Source organism: Arthrobacter sp. 05T442 (assembly GCF_056395945.1).
The window spans coordinates 121970-140747 of record NZ_JBFTKM010000011.1 but is presented as its reverse complement, the minus strand read 5'-3'; the positions used below and the strand labels follow the sequence as shown (position 1 = coordinate 140747).

Annotated in this window: 22 protein-coding genes; 17 read left to right on the top strand and 5 right to left on the bottom strand. The window is 66.7% G+C overall.

Translation table 11 applies throughout. The features are described from left to right. The 5 genes from AC1DES_RS12520 to AC1DES_RS12500 all read left to right on the top strand — a co-directional run. Positions 1–315 (top strand): protein kinase family protein (locus AC1DES_RS12520; protein ID WP_476896021.1); only part of this gene is annotated, 315 nt, incomplete at its 5' end. Continuing rightward, entirely contained in the window at positions 275–658 is a 384-nt protein-coding gene (locus AC1DES_RS12515) for a transposase (RefSeq protein WP_476896020.1), read from the top strand. The genes AC1DES_RS12520 and AC1DES_RS12515, both read left to right, overlap by 41 nt. After that, positions 648–977, top strand: a complete 330-nt coding sequence (locus AC1DES_RS12510) for a hypothetical protein (RefSeq protein ID WP_476896019.1) — start codon at positions 648–650, stop codon at positions 975–977. Before AC1DES_RS12515 ends, AC1DES_RS12510 begins: the two co-directional genes overlap by 11 nt. 234 nt (positions 978–1211) lie before the next feature. Then, positions 1212–1526: an ArsR/SmtB family transcription factor gene (locus AC1DES_RS12505; RefSeq protein WP_476896018.1), complete on the top strand. Its 315-nt coding sequence runs from the start codon at positions 1212–1214 to the stop codon at positions 1524–1526. Further along, positions 1523–1930, top strand: a complete 408-nt coding sequence (locus tag AC1DES_RS12500; RefSeq protein ID WP_476896017.1) for an SRPBCC family protein — start codon at positions 1523–1525, stop codon at positions 1928–1930. Before AC1DES_RS12505 ends, AC1DES_RS12500 begins: the two co-directional genes overlap by 4 nt. A 215-nt stretch (positions 1931–2145) precedes the next feature. Here the strand turns inward: AC1DES_RS12500 and AC1DES_RS12495 are convergent, their stop codons facing one another. Both AC1DES_RS12495 and AC1DES_RS12490 read right to left on the bottom strand, forming a co-directional pair. After that, entirely contained in the window at positions 2146–3594 is a 1449-nt protein-coding gene (locus AC1DES_RS12495; protein ID WP_476896027.1) for an HNH endonuclease signature motif containing protein, read from the bottom strand. Positions 3595–3670: 76 nt separating this feature from the next. Then, the gene (locus tag AC1DES_RS12490; RefSeq protein WP_476896016.1) at positions 3671–4573 is read right to left on the bottom strand and encodes an aminoglycoside phosphotransferase family protein; all 903 of its coding nucleotides are present in this window, start codon (positions 4571–4573) and stop codon (positions 3671–3673) included. 189 nt (positions 4574–4762) lie between these two features. Here AC1DES_RS12490 and AC1DES_RS12485 point away from each other — a divergent pair, with 189 nt between their 5' ends. Continuing rightward, complete coding sequence (locus AC1DES_RS12485; RefSeq protein ID WP_476896015.1) at positions 4763–5236, top strand: hypothetical protein; 474 nt, start codon at positions 4763–4765, stop codon at positions 5234–5236. Here AC1DES_RS12485 and AC1DES_RS12480 read toward each other — a convergent pair. After that, on the bottom strand, positions 5169–5606 hold the full coding sequence (locus AC1DES_RS12480) for an SDR family oxidoreductase (RefSeq protein ID WP_476896026.1): 438 nt from the start codon (positions 5604–5606) through the stop codon (positions 5169–5171). The two genes, AC1DES_RS12485 and AC1DES_RS12480, sit on opposite strands and share 68 nt — an antisense overlap. Before the next feature lie 36 nt (positions 5607–5642). On the opposite strand from AC1DES_RS12480, the gene AC1DES_RS12475 reads away from it, so the two are divergent. Both AC1DES_RS12475 and AC1DES_RS12470 read left to right on the top strand, forming a co-directional pair. Next, a complete protein-coding gene (locus AC1DES_RS12475) occupies positions 5643–6344 on the top strand; it encodes an SCO1664 family protein (RefSeq protein ID WP_476896014.1) in 702 nt (233 codons plus the stop codon). A gap of 56 nt (positions 6345–6400) precedes the next feature. Continuing rightward, the gene (locus tag AC1DES_RS12470) at positions 6401–6703 is read left to right on the top strand and encodes a M20/M25/M40 family metallo-hydrolase (RefSeq protein ID WP_476896013.1); all 303 of its coding nucleotides are present in this window, start codon (positions 6401–6403) and stop codon (positions 6701–6703) included. An 83-nt stretch (positions 6704–6786) separates the two neighbouring features. Here AC1DES_RS12470 and nagA read toward each other — a convergent pair whose 3' ends face one another. Then, positions 6787–7848: an N-acetylglucosamine-6-phosphate deacetylase gene (nagA, locus tag AC1DES_RS12465; RefSeq protein WP_476896025.1), complete on the bottom strand. Its 1062-nt coding sequence runs from the start codon at positions 7846–7848 to the stop codon at positions 6787–6789. Here nagA and AC1DES_RS12460 point away from each other — a divergent pair. Continuing rightward, positions 7747–7959 (top strand): hypothetical protein, encoded by a 213-nt coding sequence (locus AC1DES_RS12460; RefSeq protein ID WP_476896028.1) that lies wholly within the window; start codon positions 7747–7749, stop codon positions 7957–7959. The two genes, nagA and AC1DES_RS12460, sit on opposite strands and share 102 nt — an antisense overlap. A gap of 71 nt (positions 7960–8030) precedes the next feature. Here the strand turns inward: AC1DES_RS12460 and AC1DES_RS12455 are convergent, their stop codons facing one another. Further along, positions 8031–8936, bottom strand: a complete 906-nt coding sequence (locus tag AC1DES_RS12455) for a MurR/RpiR family transcriptional regulator (RefSeq protein WP_476896012.1) — start codon at positions 8934–8936, stop codon at positions 8031–8033. A gap of 162 nt (positions 8937–9098) precedes the next feature. Between AC1DES_RS12455 and AC1DES_RS12450 the strand changes: the two genes are divergently transcribed. The 8 genes from AC1DES_RS12450 (at position 9099) to AC1DES_RS12415 (ending at position 18701) form a co-directional block, all read left to right on the top strand. Beyond that, positions 9099–10028 (top strand): N-acetylmuramic acid 6-phosphate etherase, encoded by a 930-nt coding sequence (locus tag AC1DES_RS12450; protein ID WP_476896011.1) that lies wholly within the window; start codon positions 9099–9101, stop codon positions 10026–10028. 69 nt (positions 10029–10097) lie between these two features. After that, positions 10098–11405, top strand: coding sequence for an ABC transporter substrate-binding protein (locus tag AC1DES_RS12445; protein WP_476896010.1), 1308 nt, complete (start codon positions 10098–10100; stop codon positions 11403–11405). Beyond that, positions 11384–12349, top strand: coding sequence for a carbohydrate ABC transporter permease (locus AC1DES_RS12440; protein ID WP_476896009.1), 966 nt, complete (start codon positions 11384–11386; stop codon positions 12347–12349). Before AC1DES_RS12445 ends, AC1DES_RS12440 begins: the two co-directional genes overlap by 22 nt. Next, positions 12349–13245, top strand: a complete 897-nt coding sequence (locus tag AC1DES_RS12435; protein WP_476896008.1) for a carbohydrate ABC transporter permease — start codon at positions 12349–12351, stop codon at positions 13243–13245. Before AC1DES_RS12440 ends, AC1DES_RS12435 begins: the two co-directional genes overlap by 1 nt. A gap of 5 nt (positions 13246–13250) precedes the next feature. Further along, positions 13251–14228 carry a BadF/BadG/BcrA/BcrD ATPase family protein gene (locus tag AC1DES_RS12430; RefSeq protein WP_476896007.1) on the top strand — a complete coding sequence of 326 codons (978 nt, stop codon included), beginning with the start codon at positions 13251–13253 and terminating at the stop codon, positions 14226–14228. Next, on the top strand, positions 14225–14923 hold the full coding sequence (locus AC1DES_RS12425; RefSeq protein WP_476896006.1) for an N-acetylmannosamine-6-phosphate 2-epimerase: 699 nt from the start codon (positions 14225–14227) through the stop codon (positions 14921–14923). The genes AC1DES_RS12430 and AC1DES_RS12425 overlap by 4 nt, the downstream gene beginning before the upstream one ends. Before the next feature lie 51 nt (positions 14924–14974). Next, entirely contained in the window at positions 14975–17905 is a 2931-nt protein-coding gene (locus AC1DES_RS12420) for an FAD-binding and (Fe-S)-binding domain-containing protein (RefSeq protein ID WP_476896005.1), read from the top strand. A gap of 31 nt (positions 17906–17936) precedes the next feature. Continuing rightward, the gene (locus AC1DES_RS12415; RefSeq protein ID WP_476896004.1) at positions 17937–18701 is read left to right on the top strand and encodes a glucosamine-6-phosphate deaminase; all 765 of its coding nucleotides are present in this window, start codon (positions 17937–17939) and stop codon (positions 18699–18701) included. Positions 18702–18778 lie beyond the last annotated feature (77 nt).

Sequence of the window (18778 nt, the reverse complement as noted above, 5' to 3'; positions counted from 1 at the left end):
ACCAACAACACGGACCGCAAGAGCGGGCATGTGCTGCGCGGCGATGACGGACGGGTCTGGGGCATCGACCACGGGCTGTGCTTCTCGGCGGCTTTCAAGCTGCGCACCGTGATCTGGGACTTCGCGGGCGACCCCATCCCGGATGCCCTGCTCCAGGACATCGCTCAGCTCGCAGAGGCCGTCCCTCCCGAGGTGGCCGAGCTCCTCGATGAGGAAGAGGTCGCCGCCCTGCAGCACCGCGTCCAGCGCTTGCTGCACGACCGGGTCCTGCCGATTGACCGCACCGGCATGCGCTACCCGTGGCCGCTCGTTTGAGCGGCCGCAGCTCCTGGCCCCTGCCAGGGAACGGGGAATCGAGCTCGTCCGCCCGGGCGGGCCGTTGAACCGGTTGACGAAGAAAGTTCTGGAAACCGCGCTGGAAGCGGAGATGGACGAGCACCTCGGCTATGGCAAGCATGACGTGGCCGGCCGCGGGAGCGGGAACTCCCGCAACGGCACCCGCACCAAGACCGTCATGACTGAGATCGGGCCCGTGGAGATGGTGTTGGTGATTGTCGGCCACGCCAGCGGAAAGTTCCACAGCGCGGCACGGATCAGCAGGCATAGGCTATTTGAAGAACGTCTCTTCCATCACCGGGGAGGTCATCATGGACACTGAAACCGCCGACGTGATCGGTCATGATGTCACCACAATCACCTGCGTGTGCGGCAACACCGTCAGCAAGGACGGGTTGATTCAGGCGAATTCACAGGGCGTCCCCGTCTACATCGGAGGCAACACCACGGTCCCGGCCGGGCTGGCGGAATGGCCTGCGGATGAGGATCTCTACACCCTGTGTCCGTCCTGCGGCCGCGTCTACCGTGACTCGGTCATCGAAGTGACAGGAACTGCGCCCGTTGCATTCCGGGTCGACATTGCCGCTGACGCAATTGCCGAGGCCATCCGAGTCCACTGGAGCCTAAACGCCCAGGAATGAAGCTAGTGAGTGACTACGTCGGGGGCAGCCGGACGTGCGTCGTGGGAGTAGTCACCCCAGCCGGCCCGCCCCGGCGTCGCCAATGGCTTGCCGGACAGCGTGCGCAGCGTCGATGGGGACATAGATGACAAGGCAATCCATCGGCTCCATGGCTGAAAGTCTGGGACGGAGGCGGCGAGCCGCGCGGCAACGAACGACTTGTTATGTCGGATTTTTCCGACATATACTCGACGAGTGCCTTTTGATGTCTTCAGCGCTGTTTCGAACCCCTTGCGGCGCGTCATTCTCGACGAACTCTGCAACGGGCCACGGACGGCCGGCGAACTGACTGCGCTGCTTGACCTGAGCCGCTCTGCCGCGTCTGAACATCTGGCCGTTCTTCGGGAGGCGGGGCTCGTTCGGGAGGAACGACGCGGCCGCCATCGGCTGTACCACCTCCAGCCTGCAGGCCTCCGTGAGGTCGGTGGCTGGGTAAAGCACTTCGAGCACTACTGGACCCAGCGCCTCGACGCGTTGGCAGACCTTCTAGACGAGAAGAGAATGTTATGACCGAGAACGCCATTGTGATCGAGCGCCACATACCCCACCCGCACACAGAGGTATGGGCCGCGCTTACCAAGCCGGAGCTGTTGGCCCGCTGGTGGGCAACCGGGGACATCGCACCGACAGCAGGCCACCGCTTCGCCATGGACATGGGCGCATGGGGCCAGCAGCAGTGCGAAGTCCTGGAAGTGAAGCCCGGCGAGCTGATCAGGTTCCTCTTCTCCGAGGGCCAACTGGACACCACCGTGACCTGGCGTCTCGAAGCCGTCGAAGACGGGACCGTCCTGCACCTCGAGCACGCGGGCTTCAACCTCGATACCCCGATGGGCCAGCAGGCTTTCCAGGGCATGGGCAGCGGATGGCCTGGCCTGCTTGCGCGGATCGAAGGGGTTCTAGCCGGCGTGTCCTGAATCGACTTTCTAGTTCGAGGTGGGGCGTCCCAGACGGCACTGGACGCTCCGGTCGTTCTTAGTGCCCAGCGGACGACGGCGGGACTTCCCGCCGTCGTCCTCTTGCGGTTAGCGCGGCCTTTCAGGCTCACGTCGGAGGCAGGGGCACAGGGCCAACAGCCGGCACATCCTTTGAACCTTTCACTGGACGGGGAGGGGACCATGGAGCGGCGATCCTACGCCGCGATGAACAGTGCCCAGTCAGGAAAGGGATCCACCGGTAATGGCGGCCCGGTCTCTCCTCGCCCGACGTCACCGGCAACTACGTCCGGCCAGTCGAGCGGTTCCAATTCCCAGTCGGGCGGTTCCTGCTCCCGGCCTTCACCCGGGTCGCCGAGGTACTGCGGCCAGTGCGCGGGTTCCCAGTCTTGTTGTTCGCTGGGATACGAACGTCCCGCAGGTGAGATCCAGCCGGGTGGCTGATCCCGGGTGGCGTCAACCGGCCTCCATGCTGTGGTGTGTCTGAGTCGATGGTGCCGTCGGCATGGCTGGCCCAGGTTGGTGATGCCGGTGCCGCCTCCCTCGGACCAAGCCAACACGTGGTCCGCTTCGTTATCCAGAGAATGGTTATTGCAGCCGGGGAAAGGGCACCGGCCATCCCGAAGCCGCAACCATTGGCGCATCGCCTTCGGGACCCGGTAGCTGGTCCGCCCGATCTCCAGCGGCGCTCCATTCTGCGGATCGGTCAGCACACGCAGAAACGATCCGGCACCGTCTCCCACAAGCCGGCGGGCCATGCTCAGAGGAATGGGACCATACCCGTCCAGCGTCGCCGGGTCCGACGCGGCGCCCAAAAGAGACAGCGCCGGTACGGTCACCAGGACCTGCGCCTTGGGTGACGGGGTTCCCTCCGCCACCCCCGCCAGCAGCCAGTCAGCGGCGACGTCCGCACGGAGTTGGGTCAGGGTCCGGGATTCATTCGGCTCCTGCAGGGCACGCGCCGCCTCCGTGGCACGGGACCATACAGCCATAGCCACATCCGCGGCCAGATAGGCCGAGAGCCAGGCCATGCCGTCCCGGTCCGGCACATATTCCAGCCGACGCTCCTCCACACCCTTGCGGTGGCGCGTTTCGATGCTTACAAGGTGGTGCACCTCACGCCATCTGCGCGCTTTAGCCCGAAACCTGCCCGGAACCAGCTCGCCCGCCGGGCAGCCCCGCGCGGCAAAGGGAGCAGCGGGGTCCAGGAAATGAGCCTCTAAAGCAGCCGCCGCGGCGGGGTCCAGACCGGACGATTCATCACACATCACCCGCGCGTGTTGCCATGAAATGCTCCCTGCCTGCAGCGCAGACAGCGTGAGGGGCAAACGGGTGGTCAGGGTGGCTGACTCCGCCAGCAGCGCCGCCGCCGATATTTCACTCACGGTCAGGACACAAGCCACCTCTGCTGTCACCGCCATTTCCTGGGCGGTGCGCTCCTGCGGGGAAACGGCGGGGGCTGCGCGGGCGTATCCTGCGGCGAAGTGCACTTTCAGCGCGGCAAGCCTGGCTTCCATGCGGCCCACCTCAGCCATGCCGTCCAGGCACGCGTCCGCTTCGTCCCGGAGAAGGTCAGCGCCAGTCCAGGCCGCGTTCCCGGCTCCGCGACCGGCAAATGCAGCCATCGCAGCGAGAGAGGCCTCCATGGCCTCCAACGTCTCCGCAGCTGCTTTGCCTTCCACACTCACAGCATATGAGGAGGTACCGACAATAACGCCGGCGTCAGAGTTGCAGGCTAGGTCCGTCATCCAGGATCTGCCTGATCGCGAACTTCCCTACGGCGCACATCCGCGGACTATCGTCGGAGTTGCTCAGCATGGCGGTGGACAGGATGAGAGCCCAACCGCGGGCCCTCATCCAGGTGTCCCCGTCCGCTGCGGAGCCAAAGACGCCCATGAAGCGGCGGAGAGCCCCGGCGTCGAACATCAGCCACCCCAACGCAAGATCGACAGCCGGGTCCCCCGCCCCGACGTCGCCGAAATCGATGACGCCGGCCAGGGAGCCGTCGTCCGCCAGCAGGATGTTGCCGGGGTGGAGGTCCCCGTGGAGCATCATCGCCGGACCATCCCAGGCTTTGGCGGCACAGGCCTGCGCCCACACCGCTCTCAGCGCTGCCGCCTGCGGGTAACGTTCGTGGTCCCCGAGCCGTTCCACCAGCACAGCGTCACGGTCCGTCAGCGGCACGCCCCGGAAAGGGTTCACCGGGACGCCGGTTTCGGCGGGCACGTGAAGAGACAGCAGGAAATCGGCCAGGCCTTGAGCCGCCGGTCCGCGGCCGGCAGGGCCGACGTCGGCCGCAGCGGCTCCGGGGACCCACCGCACGATGCTCCACGGCCATGGAAAGTCCGACGTCGGCCTGCCGGCGTGGACGGGGACAGGAACCGCAACCGGGGAGCGGTGAGAAATGTCGGGAAGGTAGCGCTGCTCATGCAATATCAGCGGAGCGGCCTCAGCCCTCCGCGGCAGCCGGACCGCCAGGTTGTCACCGAGCCGGAAGGTCGCGTTGTCCCAGCCATTCGCAACCCGCGCTAATGGACAGTCGCCGAGGTCGGGCCGCTGGTCCCGGACTAGGCGCTGGACAACGGTGATACTCACTTCCACCGTGGCCGCCGGCATTCGCGCCATTCAGAAATCCGCCTCACCTGTACCTGCAATGCAGTCCGGACCTTCCCTTGTCCGAATATAGTTCAAGACCCCCAAGTGCCGGCGCGGCGCGGAACGAGGTCATCGACGAATACCGGACGCTACAGCCGTGAGTACGCTCCGGCCCTCGGCTGAGCCGCACGCTCACCGCCGACATGGAAGTATTCACTTATGACTATCGATAATGATGACGCCAACCTCCCGGCGCAATTGGACTCCCACGGCGTAGACGACTCGACCGAAGTCAGCCGTAGCTGGGACCACATCGGGGCCATCATTGTCGATGCCGCCTTGCAGCGACGACAGAACTACCACGCGACCGTCAGGCCACGAGTTGTCGCCCTGATCGAGGCGTGGCCGGATGCCGCCACGACCAGTGGATTCCGTCGGCACCTCGATACCGGGACGCTTTCCGAAGTCATCAGCTGGCCGTCCCCTGGCCGTCTCGCCCAGGTAGAGGACATGACGCGCGTGTTCGAGAGTCAGGGCATCGAGACGGTAATGGAACTCCGAGGAGCGCTAGGTAACCATGCCAACAAAGCCGTTCTCTGGGAGGCTCTTGGCGCTGTGCGGCACGTCAGTCCCAAGACGCTGGATTACATTGACACCCTGAGCGAAATATCAACGGGCGTTGTCGAAGAGTAGATCCCGGGCGGTCCAGCCTGCCAGCATCCAGGGCTCGTCTTGCACGCGGACGACGGCGGGACCTCCCGCCGTCGGAGGCGAGATTGGCGCCGTTGAACTTGGTGCCGTCGTCGCTGAGCAGGAAGGTGATGGAGGCGGCGAGCTGCGCCGCTGTCGCGGGGGTGGGGACGGTGTCCTGCATCAGCGGGCCGAGGGGTTCGGTCGCGAGCTGGGATCCCCAGGTGGCCACGATGTTGGTGATAGTGGGGCCGGGGGCCACGGCGTTGAAGCGCAGGCCCCTGGGCCCATACATCACAGCCGAGTTCTTGGTCAGGCCGACGACGGCGTGCTTGGACGCCGTGTAGGCGGCGCCGACGGCTGACCCGCGCAGGCCGGAAATGGGGCAGCCATTGAATTTGGATGAACCGTGTCCGGCCGGGAGCTGACGCTGCTCGCCGAGGGCAGCGTCGAGCTGCTCGGACGCATCCCGCGCAGCAGCAACGAGACGTTCCTCGTCCAGGTCTCCTGCGGTGAAGACACGGCCTATGCCGTTTACAAGCCGGAGGCCGGGGAAAGGCCGCTGTCCGATTTCGAGCCCGGGCTCTACCGGCGGGAACGCGCCGCCTACCTGCTCAGCGAATCCCTGGCGTGGGGACTCGTGCCGTTGACGGTGATCCGCGAAGACGCTCCGCTGGGGRTCGGCTCGCTGCAATGGTTCATCGAGTGCGACTTCCAGGAGCATTACTTCACGCTGTACGAGGACGCGCCCGAGACCCACCGCGAGCTGGCGCGAATCGCCYTGTTCGATTACGTCACCAACAACACGGACCGCAAGAGCGGGCATGTGCTGCGCGGCGATGACGGACGGGTCTGGGGCATCGACCACGGGCTGTGCTTCTCGGCGGCTTTCAAGCTGCGCACCGTGATCTGGGACTTCGCGGGCGACCCGATCCCGGATGCCCTGCTCCAGGACATCGCTCAGCTCGCAGAGGCCGTCCCTCCCGAGGTGGCCGAGCTCCTCGATGAGGAAGAGGTCGCCGCCCTGCAGCACCGCGTCCAGCGCCTGCTGCACGACCGGGTCCTGCCGATTGACCGCACCGGCATGCGCTACCCGTGGCCGCTCGTCTGAGCGGCCGCTCTTCACACGTGACAGTGAACGTCACCGGCCAGTGGAACAGGCCTGTCATGCCTCGCTCCACGCAGAATGCGTGGCTTTCCGCAGAGGCCGAGCAGGTGGCCGCCCAGCTCGGCTTCCAGCTGGCCGAGACGTCCGTGGGTGGTGCAAGCGACGGCAACTTCGCCGCGGCACTGGGACTTCCTGTCCTCGACGGTCTCGGCGCAGTCGGTGACGGCGCGCACGCCCGGCATGAATGGATCAGCATTGACGGCATGCTTGAACGGACATGCCTCGCCGCCGCCCTCCTCGCAGCGCTGCAGGAGCACGCCAAACTGGTGCGGCACGGCGAAGCGGCCGCCGCGGCTGGGTGAGGACTTCGGCAATATTCGCCGTCGTCCTTTTGGGCTACTGGTCTGGAACCCTGCGTCGTCTGAATGGGGTTACGCTCAGCCATTCATGTCGTGCCCGAGACCGTTCCCGTCCGCCTTATCACTTCACCGCTACGCATGACGCCCACTAGCTCGAAATGCTCATCAACCACAACCACGTCAGCCCGCATGCCGGCACGGAGACTGCCGATCTCAGCCTCGAGACCGAGGACCCGGGCAGGAACACAGGTTGCGGCCGCGACAGCCTCAGCAGGGTCCACGCCCGCTTCTATGGTCCGGCGCACCACGTCCAGCAACGTGGCGGTACCTCCGGCGAGGGATCCGGTGCTTTGCAGTGTGGCCACGCCGGCCTGCACGGAAACGGCTGATCGTCCCAGAGCATAGTCCCCGTCGGGGAGCCCTGCTGCAGCCATTGAATCGGTAACCAGAACGACGTTGTCGGCCCCTACCAGCTGGAAGACCATCTGCACGGTTTCGGGGGCCAGATGAATGCCGTCGGCCACCAGTTCCACGGCCACCGTGCCGGCACCGGCCAACCGGAGACACGATGCCAGCGGTCCAGGTTGTCGGTGGTGCATCGGGGGCATTCCGTTGAACAGGTGGGTCACCGTCGGCCGCGCCGCACCGGCACGCCCCTCCCACAAGGCCAGCCCGGCCGCGGCCGCTTCCAGTGAAGCGGCGGCCACCGCGGCATCCGCGTCGGTATGGCCAAGCGACGGCGTAACGCCATTTTCGATCAGAGCCCGGACGAGATCGTCGGCACCCGGAAGTTCGGGAGCGTAGGTCATCGTCTTGAGCCATCCACCCGCTTCCTGGAGCAACAGCTGCAGCAGTTCGGGGTCGGGATCCCGCAGCCACTCGGGGTTCTGTGCCCCACAGCGGGCATGGGACAGGAACGGTCCCTCGGAATGGATTCCGGCAATCAGGCCCTCGTCCGCCAAACACTTTAGAGTCCGGATGGCCCTCAGCAGGTCCTTGCGCGGTGCCGTGACCAGACTCGCTAGCAAGGTCGTCGTCCCGTTCCGGTGCAAGTAGTCAACGGCGCCACGGCAGCCACTGTCGTCTCCCGCGGGAAAGTCGCCTCCTGCAGCTCCGTGACAATGGAGATCCACCAGTCCCGGAAGGATGCCGCTGCCGTCGGGAAGAGCGATCTCTTCGGCGTCCGGCAGGTCCGATGCATCAAAACCGCTCCGCGGCCCCGCGTAGACAATGCGGTCACCAAGAACGGCAACGACTGAATCAGGACATGCGGCGCCGTCACTGAAGACGGTACCGGTAAGAACATAGGCCGCGCTGCGACGTCGCGTCGTCACGGCCTGCCCCCCTGCGGCACTTTCCTGCCCTGCACCGCCAGGTAGGTCTTGCTGAGGGCCGCGATAGAGGAATCGTACGACTGCTGCGCGACTCCGACGAACAGGCAGTCGATGACCATCATCTGGGCCATGCGGCTGCCGAGGGCCCCGGAGCGAAACGGACTCTCTCTCGCCGCTGTGGTGAGCACCACGTCGGCAGCCCGTGCCAGTGGCGAGTCGGAATGGTTGGTGATGGCGATCGTCCGGGCTCCGGCCTCCCCGGCGATACGCATCGCCTCGACCGTATCCAGCGTCGAGCCCGAGTGGGAGATGGCAACGGAGACGCAATCGGGGCCGAGCAGGGCAGCCGACGTCCACGCTGAATGCGCGTCCGACCAACTGTGCGCCGTCAGTCCGATCCGATGCAATTTCTGCTGGAGGTCCTGGCCGACCCAGGCGCTTGCGCCGACGCCGACGATATCGATCCGCCGGGCGCCGGACAGGGCGGCTACGGCGTCCGAGAGCTTGGCGACGTCCAGCGCCTCGGCAGTGTCGGCGATGGACATCGTTTCATTGAAGGCGATCTTGGACACGACGTCCTGCAACGAGTCCGTCTTGGCGATATCCTCATACATCTCGACACCGACATTGGTGACAGCCTGTTCGCGGGTGGTCTCCCGGGCAAGGTCCATCCGGAAGTCGGAGTAGCCCTGGTACCCGATCTTTTTGTAGAACCGAACCACGGAGGTCGTGGAGGTCCCACACTTCTCAGCGAGCCCGCCGATGGACAGAGTGGCTGCGAGGGCCGGTTCGGCGAGGACCGCATTGGCCACCGATTGCTCCGAGGTCCGCAGCGACGGCAAGGCCGACCGGATCCGGACCAGGACTGTCCGGGATGATTGGTGACCTGTCACGGCGCTCATCAGAAGCCATCCTCTCTAACTGTTTGGCGGGACGGAAGCCCCGCGTGTAAGTAGGTTACACACAATGATGCTCATCTGTAAGTGTTTGACACGAAGGGACAGAGGCCGTAAGTTCTCCGGTGACGGAGATCACAAACCGTCTTTCGAGAGATGGGAAATTTTGTGAGTTCAGAAAACCACGCCAGCGCCCAATTAAGCAGCGCTTGGCTGGACATCAGCACCGAGGTGAGAAACCCCCGCACGCTGGACCTGGATCAGCGGACTACACTCGGCATCCTGGAGGCGCTCAACGACGAGGATCGTACCGCACCGGCGGCCGTACGGCAGGTTTTGCCCGTGATGGCCGCGCTGGTCGACGCCGCCGCGAGTGCCGTGACCAATGGCGGACGCGTGCACTATTTCGGCGCCGGCACGTCCGGCAGGCTCGGGATCATCGATGCAGCAGAGCTAATGCCGACGTTCAATTTGGCCGAGGGCGTGGTCATCGCCCACCATGCCGGCGGTTCTGCAGCCCTCATTCGGGCTGTGGAAAATCTTGAAGACTCCTGGGATGCCGGCCTCGCCGACGCAGAAGAGGTCCGGGCCGGCGACGTCGTCATTGGCATCGCTGCTTCCGGGCGTACCCCGTACGTCGGCGGGGCCCTGGACCGCGCCCGCCAGCTGGGCGTTCCGACCGCGCTCATGACCTGCGCCGTCAACCCCGTCCTCGGGCCGCTGGCCGACTTCGTGATGGTCGCCGACACCGGCCCCGAGGCCTTGGCCGGATCCACCCGCCTGAAGGCGGGCACCGCTCAAAAGATGATGCTCAACAGCTTCTCGACCGCCCTCATGATTCGGCTCGGCAAGACGTGGTCGAACCTGATGGTCTCTGTCCTTGCCACCAACGAAAAGCTCCGGGCACGGATTGTCCGCATTCTGATGGAAGCAACCGGGCAGGGCGAGGAGCCCTGCCGGACCGCGCTGGCGGCGGCCGACGGCGATCTCAAGGTGGCGCTGGTATCGATGCTGACCAGCTCCGGCCCGGCACGTTCACGGGACGCCGTCGACGCAACCGGCGGCGTGCGCGCCGCCGTCGAATCCCTCACCGTTTAGCGCGTCCAAATCCGACCCCGCATACCCCAGCTTCGCATCACCTCACCCTCCGACCAGAAGGATTACACAATGAAGGTACGACCCAGGCACCTGATCGCGGCACTTTCGCTCGCCATGTTGCCGATCACCGCCTGCGCGCCAGGCTCCTCTTCGTCCGCCGCGGACAAAGCCGCTGGAACCAGCGCCTCGGGGTGCGCCTCGCCCGAGACGTTGAAGGTGTGGTCCTGGCGGCCCGAAGACGTGGAGGCCTACAAGAAAATCTTCGCCGCCTACGAAGAGAAGAACTGCGTCAAGGTCGACTTCCAAGCCTTCAAGAACACCGAATACAACCAGATCCTCTCCACAGGGCTGACCGGCAGCAACGGCCCCGACGTCGTCCAGGCCCGCGCCTACGGCGCCCTGCAGCCGCTGATTGCCGGCGGCAACCTGACCGACATCACCGGCAAGGTTGACGGCCTGAACAGCATGGACAAGACCATCGTTGCCGGCGCCCAGGGCAAGGCGGACGGCAAGACCTACGGCGTTCCCTTCGCCACCCAGACGATGCAGGTCTTCTACAACAAGAAGATCTTCAAGGACCAGGGCGTCGAGGTGCCCAAGAGCTGGGACGACTTCATCAAGGTCAACGAAAAGATCAAGGGGGCCGGCATCACCCCGCTGGCCGTCGGCGCCAAGGACGCCTGGATGATGCCGTTCATCCACGACATCTTCGGCTCGGCTGAGTACGGCGGCAAGGACTTCCGCGACGCCGTCCAGGCCGGAAAAAAGACCTTCACCGACCCCAAGTACGTCAGCTCCATCCAGAACCTGAAGGATCTGCAGGGCTTCATGCCCAAGGACGTCGTGGGCGTAAGCTACACCGACGCCCAGGTGCTGTTCACCAACGAGCAAGCCGCCATGTTCCCGGGCGGCTCCTTCGAACTCGGCTTCTTCCAGAAGCAGAACCCGGACCTTGACCTCGGCGTCTTCCAGGTTCCTGTCCGGAGCACTTCCGCGTCCCAGCAGCCGGTCTCGGCCGCCTACGCGGACGGCAACTGGGCCATCAACGCCAAGTCGCCGAAGCAGGAGGCTTCCCTAAAGCTGCTGCAGTGGATGGCGAGCAAGGAATTCGGCCAGCACGTCGTGGATGACCTCAAGCAGTTCTCCCCGGTCGCCGGCGTGACCTTCAACGACCCGGTCATGAAAGAAATCTGGGACCTCTACCAGAAGAGCCCGGCGCCGTACACGCTGCTGGTGGACTTCCGCTACGGCACGCCGTCGGGCACCGACCTGATGGGTTCCGGAGTCCAGGAACTGTTCCTGGGCAGCAAGGACGCCTCCGGCGTCGCCCAAATGGTCCAGAATGGAGTTTCCCAGTGGTTCAAGCCGACCAGCTGAGCCGCCCCAAGCCGCGCAAGCGCGGTCCCCGTCCGACGGGGACTGTGCTTGGCTGGCCGGCCACCGTGATTTTCCTCGCCCCAGCGGTGATCATCTTCTCCATCTTCGTGCTCTACCCGATGATCACGGCTTTCAGCTACTCCTTCTTTGACTGGCAGGGCACCGCACGCGGGGCCTTCTCCGGCATCGAGAACTTCTTCACTCTCTTCACGGCAGAGCCCTTCAAATCGGACCTGCCGCGGGCGCTGCTGCACAACCTGCTGCTCTTCGCCGGTGCCATGGTCTTCCAGAACACCGTCGGGCTGGCGATCGCATCGTTCCTGTACAAGCGCAGGCGCTTCAAGAAGCTGTTCCAGACGCTTTACACGCTGCCGTACCTCGTCAGCCCGCTGGTCATCGGCTACCTCTGGACCCTGCTGCTGTCGCCGCTGTTCGGCCCGGTCAACGCGCTGCTCAAGGCAATCGGCCTGGGCGAGCTGGCGCAGCCCTGGCTGGGCCAGCCGTCGACAGCGCTCTGGGTGATCGTGCTCGTCACGGCCTGGCAGTGGCTCGGATTCCCGATCCTGCTCTACGGCGCAGCGCTCGGCAGTATCCCCGAGGAGCTCACCGAGGCCGCGTCGCTGGACGGCGCGACGGCATGGCAACGGTTCCGCGCGATCACATTGCCGCTGCTGACCTCGGCTATCGGCACCGTCAGCATCCTCACCTTCATCGGGTCCATGGAAGCGCTGGCGCTGCCGTACGCCATGGGAGGGTCCTCTGGTTCACCGGCCGGGGCCACCGACGTCCTCTCGCTGATGTTCTACCGGACTGCCTTTGAATCCGGGGCATCGAATGCCATCGGGGTCTCCTCGGCCCTGGCCACCATGCTCTTCATCTTCATCTTCGGAGTGGCGCTGGTCTTCACTTCAATCATCCGACGCAGGGAAAGGAAGCTCTCCTGATGAGTCTCCTCACAGAGAATAAACCTGCCGCCGGCGTGCCTGCCCCGGAGCCGAAGCGCCGCCAGCCGTCCCGGAGGAAGGGCGCGGCCGGCAGGTTCGCCGTCTCGGGCTTCCTCTGGGTCTACGCGGTGATCGCCGTCGCGCCCCTGCTGGTCATGGTGCTCAGCTCGCTGCGGACCACCCGCGACATGGCACGGAGCCCCCTGGCGCTGCCACTGAACCCCAACTTCGCCAGCTACACCAAGGCCTGGGTACAGGCGTCCTTCGGGACCTTCTTCGTGAACTCCCTGCTGGTCACGATCGGCTCGGTGCTGCTGTCCACCCTGGTCTCGCTGCTGGCCGCCTACGCGCTGGCAAGAAGCAAGTCCCGGGTGACCGGCATCATCGAGGCCGTGTTCCTGTCCGGGCTGATGCTGCCGGTCTACCTGGCCATCCTCCCGGTCTTCTACCTGCTGGACCAGCTGGGGCTGGTGGATAACAAATTCGGCCTGATCATGGTCTACGCGGCCCTGAGCATCCCGTTCTCGGTCTTCGTCCTGACCTCGTTCTTCCGCCAGCTTCCGCTGGAACTGGAGGAAGCGGCGCGGATCGACGGCGCCGGCAGCTTCACGATGTTCTGGCACATCATGCTGCCGCTGGTGAAGCCGGCGATCGCGACCGTCGTCGTCTTCCGGTTCGTGCCGATCTGGAACGACTTCTTCTACCCGCTGATCCTGATGCGCTCCAAGGAGAACTACACGCTGCCGGTCGGGCTCACGACGTTCTTCGGGGAATACCAGACCGACTGGCCCACCCTGTTCGCCGGACTGGTCATCGCCACCATCCCGCTGGTGGTGCTGTTCCTCGTTGCCACCAAGCAGATTGTCGCCGGCCTCACGGCCGGCATGAGCAAGTGAGCGGCATGCAGACAGAGTGGGTCCTCGGCCTGGACATTGGCGGCAGCGGGAGCCGGGCTGCCCTGCAGCGCCTCGACGCCCCTGCCGGCGAACCGCCGCTGCGGATCACGGGGGCCAGGATCGAGGTCGGCGCCGGCGGCATAGCGCTGCCGGCCATCCTGGCATCCCTGCTGCCGCAGACCCTGCACGCCGTCGCGGACCGCGGCGGTCAGCTCCGCGCCGCCGCGGTGGGGATGAGCGGTCTGCTGAGCCTCACGGCCGGGACCGACGACGCCCACCGCACCCTCCGCGCCCAGCTGGGGCCCATCCCCATCGCCCTGGCCTCGGACGCAGTCACCTCGCTCGTGGGCGGGCTCGGGCTCGGCGGCGGGGCGGTGGTCTCCGCCGGCACCGGCGTCGTAGGCCTGGGCACCGACTTCGCCCGCTGCTGGCACCGGGTGGACGGCTGGGGGCATGTCCTCGGCGATCTGGGCAGCGGCAGCTGGATCGGCACCGCCGGCCTCCAGTCCGCCCTGGCCGCGCACGACGGCCGGCCCGGCGGATCGGCCGCCCTGCTGGCGTGCCTGCGCGAACGCTGGGGTGCTCCGGAGGAGCTGCCGCGGAAGATCTACACCCGGGACGACCGGGCCGGTGTCCTCGCCGCCTTCGCCACGGATGTGGCCGGCGCCGCGCACGCGGGCGACGCCGTGGCCGCCGGTATCTGGACCCGGGCCGGGACGCTGCTGGCCGACAACCTCGCCGCCGCACTCGGCTCCGGGGTTCCGCCGCTCGCCACCTACACCGGGGGGCTGTTCGACGCCGGGCCGCTGCTCCTCGAGCCACTGGCTGCACGGTTCCGCGCCGTCCGTCCCGACGCCGAGCTGCGCGCGCCGCTCGGCGGTTCCCTCGACGGAGCCCTGACGCTCGCCCGCGAACTGCTCCGGACACCCTCCACATTCCCGGACCACGAGCCGTACCTGACCTCGCGGAAGGTGAATCCGTGACGCCGCACGCGGAGCTGGTCAAGTCCCTGATGGGCCGGCTGATCGTGTCCTGCCAGGCCCGGGCCGGCAACCCGCTCTACGGGCCCGTCCACATTTCCGCCATGGCACTTGCCGCCGAACAAGGCGGCGCCGCCGCCCTCCGGGTCCAGGGCGAAGAAGACATCCGCGCGGTCAAGGAGCGGTGCACGCTGCCGGTCATCGGCATCCGCAAGGTCTTGGACGCCGGCCCCGTCTACATCACACCGACCTTCGCCGACGCGGCGATCATCGTCGAGGCCGGCGCCGACATCGTGGCCCTCGACGCGACGTTCCGCCCCCGGCAAGGCCCGGATTCCGCAGGCGAACTGATCCGGCGGATCCGCGGCGAACTGGGTGTGCCGGTGATGGCCGACGTCGACTCCCTCGCCGCCGGGCAGGCCGCGGCCGCCGCGGGAGCGGAACTCATCGCCACAACCCTCGCCGGCTACACCTCGGACGCGCCCACGCCGCCGGCCCCGGATTTTGCGTTGCTGGAACAGCTCTGGGCCGCCGTGAATGTCCCCATCGTCGCCGAGGGCCGATTCTGGGAGCCCGGCCAGGTGGAGGATGCGTTTCTGCTCGGCGCCAGCGCCGTGGTGATCGGCACTGCCGTCACCAACCCGATGCGCATTACCGAACGATTTGTCCGCTGCACGCCCGCACACACCCACGGCTAAGGCCGTTCGCCCGTCATCCAGCTGCCCGCCCCCGCCGAAGGAACGCCCACCATGGCCATCGTCCCCGCCGCATCCGGCACCGCAAGCCCGCGCACTATCCCGTCTGACGCGAGAGGCCGGCTGCTTGAGGCCCTCGACGGTTCACTGTCGGTTTCCATCCGGGACCTGGACCGCCGTGCCATGGCCCACGACGCCTCGCACTACCTGCTGGTTCCGGAAGCGGTGGGGACGCCCGCCAGCACCCTCGAAGTGCGCAGTTTCATGGCCGCGGCCGCTGCGGGGCGGAACCCCCTCGTCTTCCGTTCGGGCGGAACCTCGCTGAGCGGTCAAGCCCTGAGCGACGGCCTCATGTTGGACACCCGGAAAAACTTCCGCGCCGTCGAGGTGCTCGGCGACGGCACCCGCGTCCGTGCCCAACCCGGCGCAACCGTCCGACAGGTCAATGCCCGGCTGGCCCCCCACGGCCGAAAGCTCGGACCAGACCCGGCCAGCGAAAGCGCCTGCACCATTGGCGGGGTAGTTGCCAACAACTCTTCGGGCATGTCCTGCGGGACCGAATCCAACACCTACCGCACCCTCGACTCGATGATCGTGGTGTTGCCCTCCGGCACGGTCCTGGACACCGGGGCTCCCGACGCGGACCGGCAACTGCGGGAGCAGGAGCCCGCCCTGCACGAGGGCCTGCTGCGGCTGAGGCGGCGCGTCCGCGCCAACCCGGAGTCTGTCCGCACCATCCGCCGGCTGTTCGCGATGAAGAACACCATGGGTTACGGGCTGAACTCCTTCCTGGATTTCGAGACGCCCGCGGACATCCTGGAACACCTCATGATCGGCTCCGAAGGCACCCTGGGGTTCATCGCCGAGGCCACCTTCCGTACCGTCGAGGCCCGGCCGCACGCGGCAACCGGCCTCATGATTTTCCCCACCCTGAGGGCTGCCACGGCCGCGCTGCCGGAGCTGGCAGCCGAGGGGCTGGCAGCCATCGAGCTCATGGACGCCACGTCGCTGCGGATCGCCCAGCGGCAGTCCGCCACGCCGCCGTCGTTGGTCGCCGTGCAGGTGCAGGACCACGCCGGACTGCTGGTGGAGCATCAGGCATCGGGGGCCGCGGAGCTCGCGCACAAACAAGAGCTCAGCCTGCGCCTTTTCGAGTCCCTGGACCTGGCCGCACCCTTCAGCCTGTCCACCGGAGCCGCGGAGCGCGCCGCGCTCTGGCATATCCGCAAGGGGCTGTACCCGACGGTGGCCGGCGGACGCCCGGCCGGGACCAACGCGCTGCTGGAGGACATCGCCGTGCCGGTGCCGGCGCTGCTGGAAACCTGCGAACAACTGCTGGTGCTGTTCGACCAGCACAAGTACCAGGACAGCGTGATCTTCGGGCACGCCAAGGACGGCAACATCCACTTCATGCTCACCGAGCGGTTCGATGACCCGGCGCAGCTCGCCCGCTACCAGGACTTCACCGAGGAAATGGTGGCGCTGGTCCTGGACCAGGGCGGCACGCTGAAGGCCGAACACGGGACCGGAAGGATCATGGCCCCCTTTGTCGCCCGGCAGTATGGCCAGGAACTGTTCGAGGTCATGCAGGAGATCAAGGCCCTGTTCGATCCCGCCGGGCTCCTCAACCCCGGCGTCATGCTCTCCGCGGATCCGCAGTCCTACGTCCACCACCTCAAGACCGCTGCTCCGGTCGAGGAGGAGGTGGATCGGTGCGTGGAGTGCGGCTACTGCGAGCCGGTGTGTCCCAGCAAGGACCTGACGCTCACCCCGCGGCAACGGATTGTAGTGCGCCGCGAAATCGCGGCCGCCGAGCTCCGCGGCGAGGCATCGCTCGCCGCGAGCCTGCGGAAGGACTATGAGTACGACGGCGTCCAGACCTGCGCCGTCGACGGCATGTGCGCCGGGGCCTGTCCCGTACTGATCAACACCGGCGACCTGGTGCGCCGGCTGCGGGCCGAAAACCAGGGCGCGCTCGCGGACAAGGGCTGGGGCACTGCTGCCCAACACTGGGGGACCGCCGCCGCGGCCGGCGGCCTAAGTCTGAGCGCCGCCAAAATCCTGCCCGCCCCGCTGGTCAAAGCGACCACGAAGCTAGGCCGCCTGGTGCTCGGACCGGACAACGTCCCGCTGTACGGCGACGAACTTCCCGGCGGCGGCCGCCGTCGCAGCTCCTTCATCCCCGCCACCTTGACCACCGTCACGGCCGGGCCCGACGCCGTCTACTTCCCCGCCTGCATCGGATCCATGTTTGGTCCCGCCGGGGACGGCAAGGGCCAGCCGGGCAGCGGCGTCACCCAGGCGTTCCTGGAGCTTTGCCGGGCCGCCGACGTCCGCGTCACGATTCCCGAAGGCATCGATTCCTTCTGCTGCGGGACGCCCTGGAAATCCAAGGGCCTCCCGTCCGGCTACAACGTCATGAAGGAGACGGTCCTGCCCGCCCTCTGGGAGGCCAGCGAAGGCGGTCGGCTGCCGATCGTCTGCGACGCCTCATCCTGCACGGAAGGGCTGCTGACCCTGCAAGGGTCCGGCATCAACGACGCCGGTGCCGGGGCGGCGTCGGACGGGTCCGTGGCTCCTGACTACGCTTCGCTGCAGTTCGTCGATGCCGTCCAGTTCGCGCACAGCCGGTTGCTGCCACGGCTCGCCATCAACAACCCGCTGGAGACCCTGGCCCTGCACCCGACGTGCTCGTCCACCCAGCTCGGCCTCAACGGCGCGCTGGAAGGGATCGGCGCCGCGATCGCCGGCGAGGTGGTGATCGCCAAGGACTGGGGCTGCTGCGCCTACGCGGGGGACCGCGGCCTCCTGCACCCCGAGCTGACGGCGTCCGCGACGAAGGCGGAAGCTGAAGAAGTCAACAGGCGCAGCTATGCCGCCTACGCCTCCACCAACCGGACATGCGAGCTGGGGATGAGCAAGGCCACCGGCCAGCAGTACCGTCACATTCTGGAACTGCTGGCCGATGCCAGCAAACCCGCATGAGTCCGGCCGCACACGACCCAAGGAATTACTTGTGAAGATCATCAAAACGGGCACCGGAGCCGAAGCCGGGATCCGGGCCGCGCAGCTCATTGCCGGGCTCGTCAGGAGCAACCCGACGGCGGTCCTGGGCCTAGCCACCGGGTCCTCGCCGTTGCCGCTATACGAGGCATTGGCACAGGAGAACGTTGAGCTGGCCCGGGTCCGCGGATTCTCCCTCGACGAGTACCTGGGACTCGGCTGCGACGATGAGTTGAGCTACGCCCGGGTAATCCGGCACGAAGTGGTGGAGCGGCTCGGCCTGGATCCGGCCCTCGTCCGCACCCCCGACGGGCTGGCGGAGGACCCCGCGCAGGAAGCGGCGGACTTTGAGCGCAGCATCCGGGACGCTGGGGGAATCGACCTCCAGATCCTCGGGATCGGCTCCAACGGTCACCTGGCGTTCAACGAGCCGCCGTCGGCGTTCGGGTCCCGGACCCGGGTCGTTGAACTGGCGGAGAGAACGCGGAAGGACAACGCGCGATTCTTCAAGACCGCGGCGGACGTCCCTACCCACGCCATCACCCAGGGCTTAGGAACAATCCTCCAGGCCCGACAGTTGTTGCTCCTGGCCCACGGCGAAGGCAAAGCCCAAGCCGTGGCGCGCGCCGTGGAAGGCCCCGTTACGGAAAACTTTCCGGCGTCGTTGATCCAGCGCCACCCACGCGCCACACTCATCCTGGACGAGGCCGCTGCAAGCCGGCTGCAGCCCAGTGTCCTGACCCAAGCCGCGTTGTCGGCAAGCGGGTGGGGATGCTGACCAGCTTCACGTGCGTCCCCTCAGGGCTGGAGCGAGGCATCGGTGACCTGCTGCCGACGGACATCCCTCTGACGCGC

Excerpts from the sequence above, each read along its gene's own strand:
- AC1DES_RS12495 (WP_476896027.1), bottom strand. The coding sequence starts at position 3,594 with ATGGAGGCCTCTCTCGCTGCGATGGCTGCATTTGCCGGTCGCGGAGCC.
- AC1DES_RS12420 (WP_476896005.1), top strand. The coding sequence starts at position 14,975 with ATGGCCATCGTCCCCGCCGCATCCGGCACCGCAAGCCCGCGCACTATC.
- AC1DES_RS12430 (WP_476896007.1), top strand. The coding sequence starts at position 13,251 with ATGCAGACAGAGTGGGTCCTCGGCCTGGACATTGGCGGCAGCGGGAGC.
- AC1DES_RS12470 (WP_476896013.1), top strand. The coding sequence starts at position 6,401 with ATGCCTCGCTCCACGCAGAATGCGTGGCTTTCCGCAGAGGCCGAGCAG.
- AC1DES_RS12500 (WP_476896017.1), top strand. The coding sequence starts at position 1,523 with ATGACCGAGAACGCCATTGTGATCGAGCGCCACATACCCCACCCGCAC.
- AC1DES_RS12510 (WP_476896019.1), top strand. The coding sequence starts at position 648 with ATGGACACTGAAACCGCCGACGTGATCGGTCATGATGTCACCACAATC.
- AC1DES_RS12490 (WP_476896016.1), bottom strand. The coding sequence starts at position 4,573 with ATGGCGCGAATGCCGGCGGCCACGGTGGAAGTGAGTATCACCGTTGTC.
- AC1DES_RS12455 (WP_476896012.1), bottom strand. The coding sequence starts at position 8,936 with ATGAGCGCCGTGACAGGTCACCAATCATCCCGGACAGTCCTGGTCCGG.
- AC1DES_RS12485 (WP_476896015.1), top strand. The coding sequence starts at position 4,763 with ATGACTATCGATAATGATGACGCCAACCTCCCGGCGCAATTGGACTCC.
- AC1DES_RS12435 (WP_476896008.1), top strand. The coding sequence starts at position 12,349 with ATGAGTCTCCTCACAGAGAATAAACCTGCCGCCGGCGTGCCTGCCCCG.
- AC1DES_RS12445 (WP_476896010.1), top strand. The coding sequence starts at position 10,098 with ATGAAGGTACGACCCAGGCACCTGATCGCGGCACTTTCGCTCGCCATG.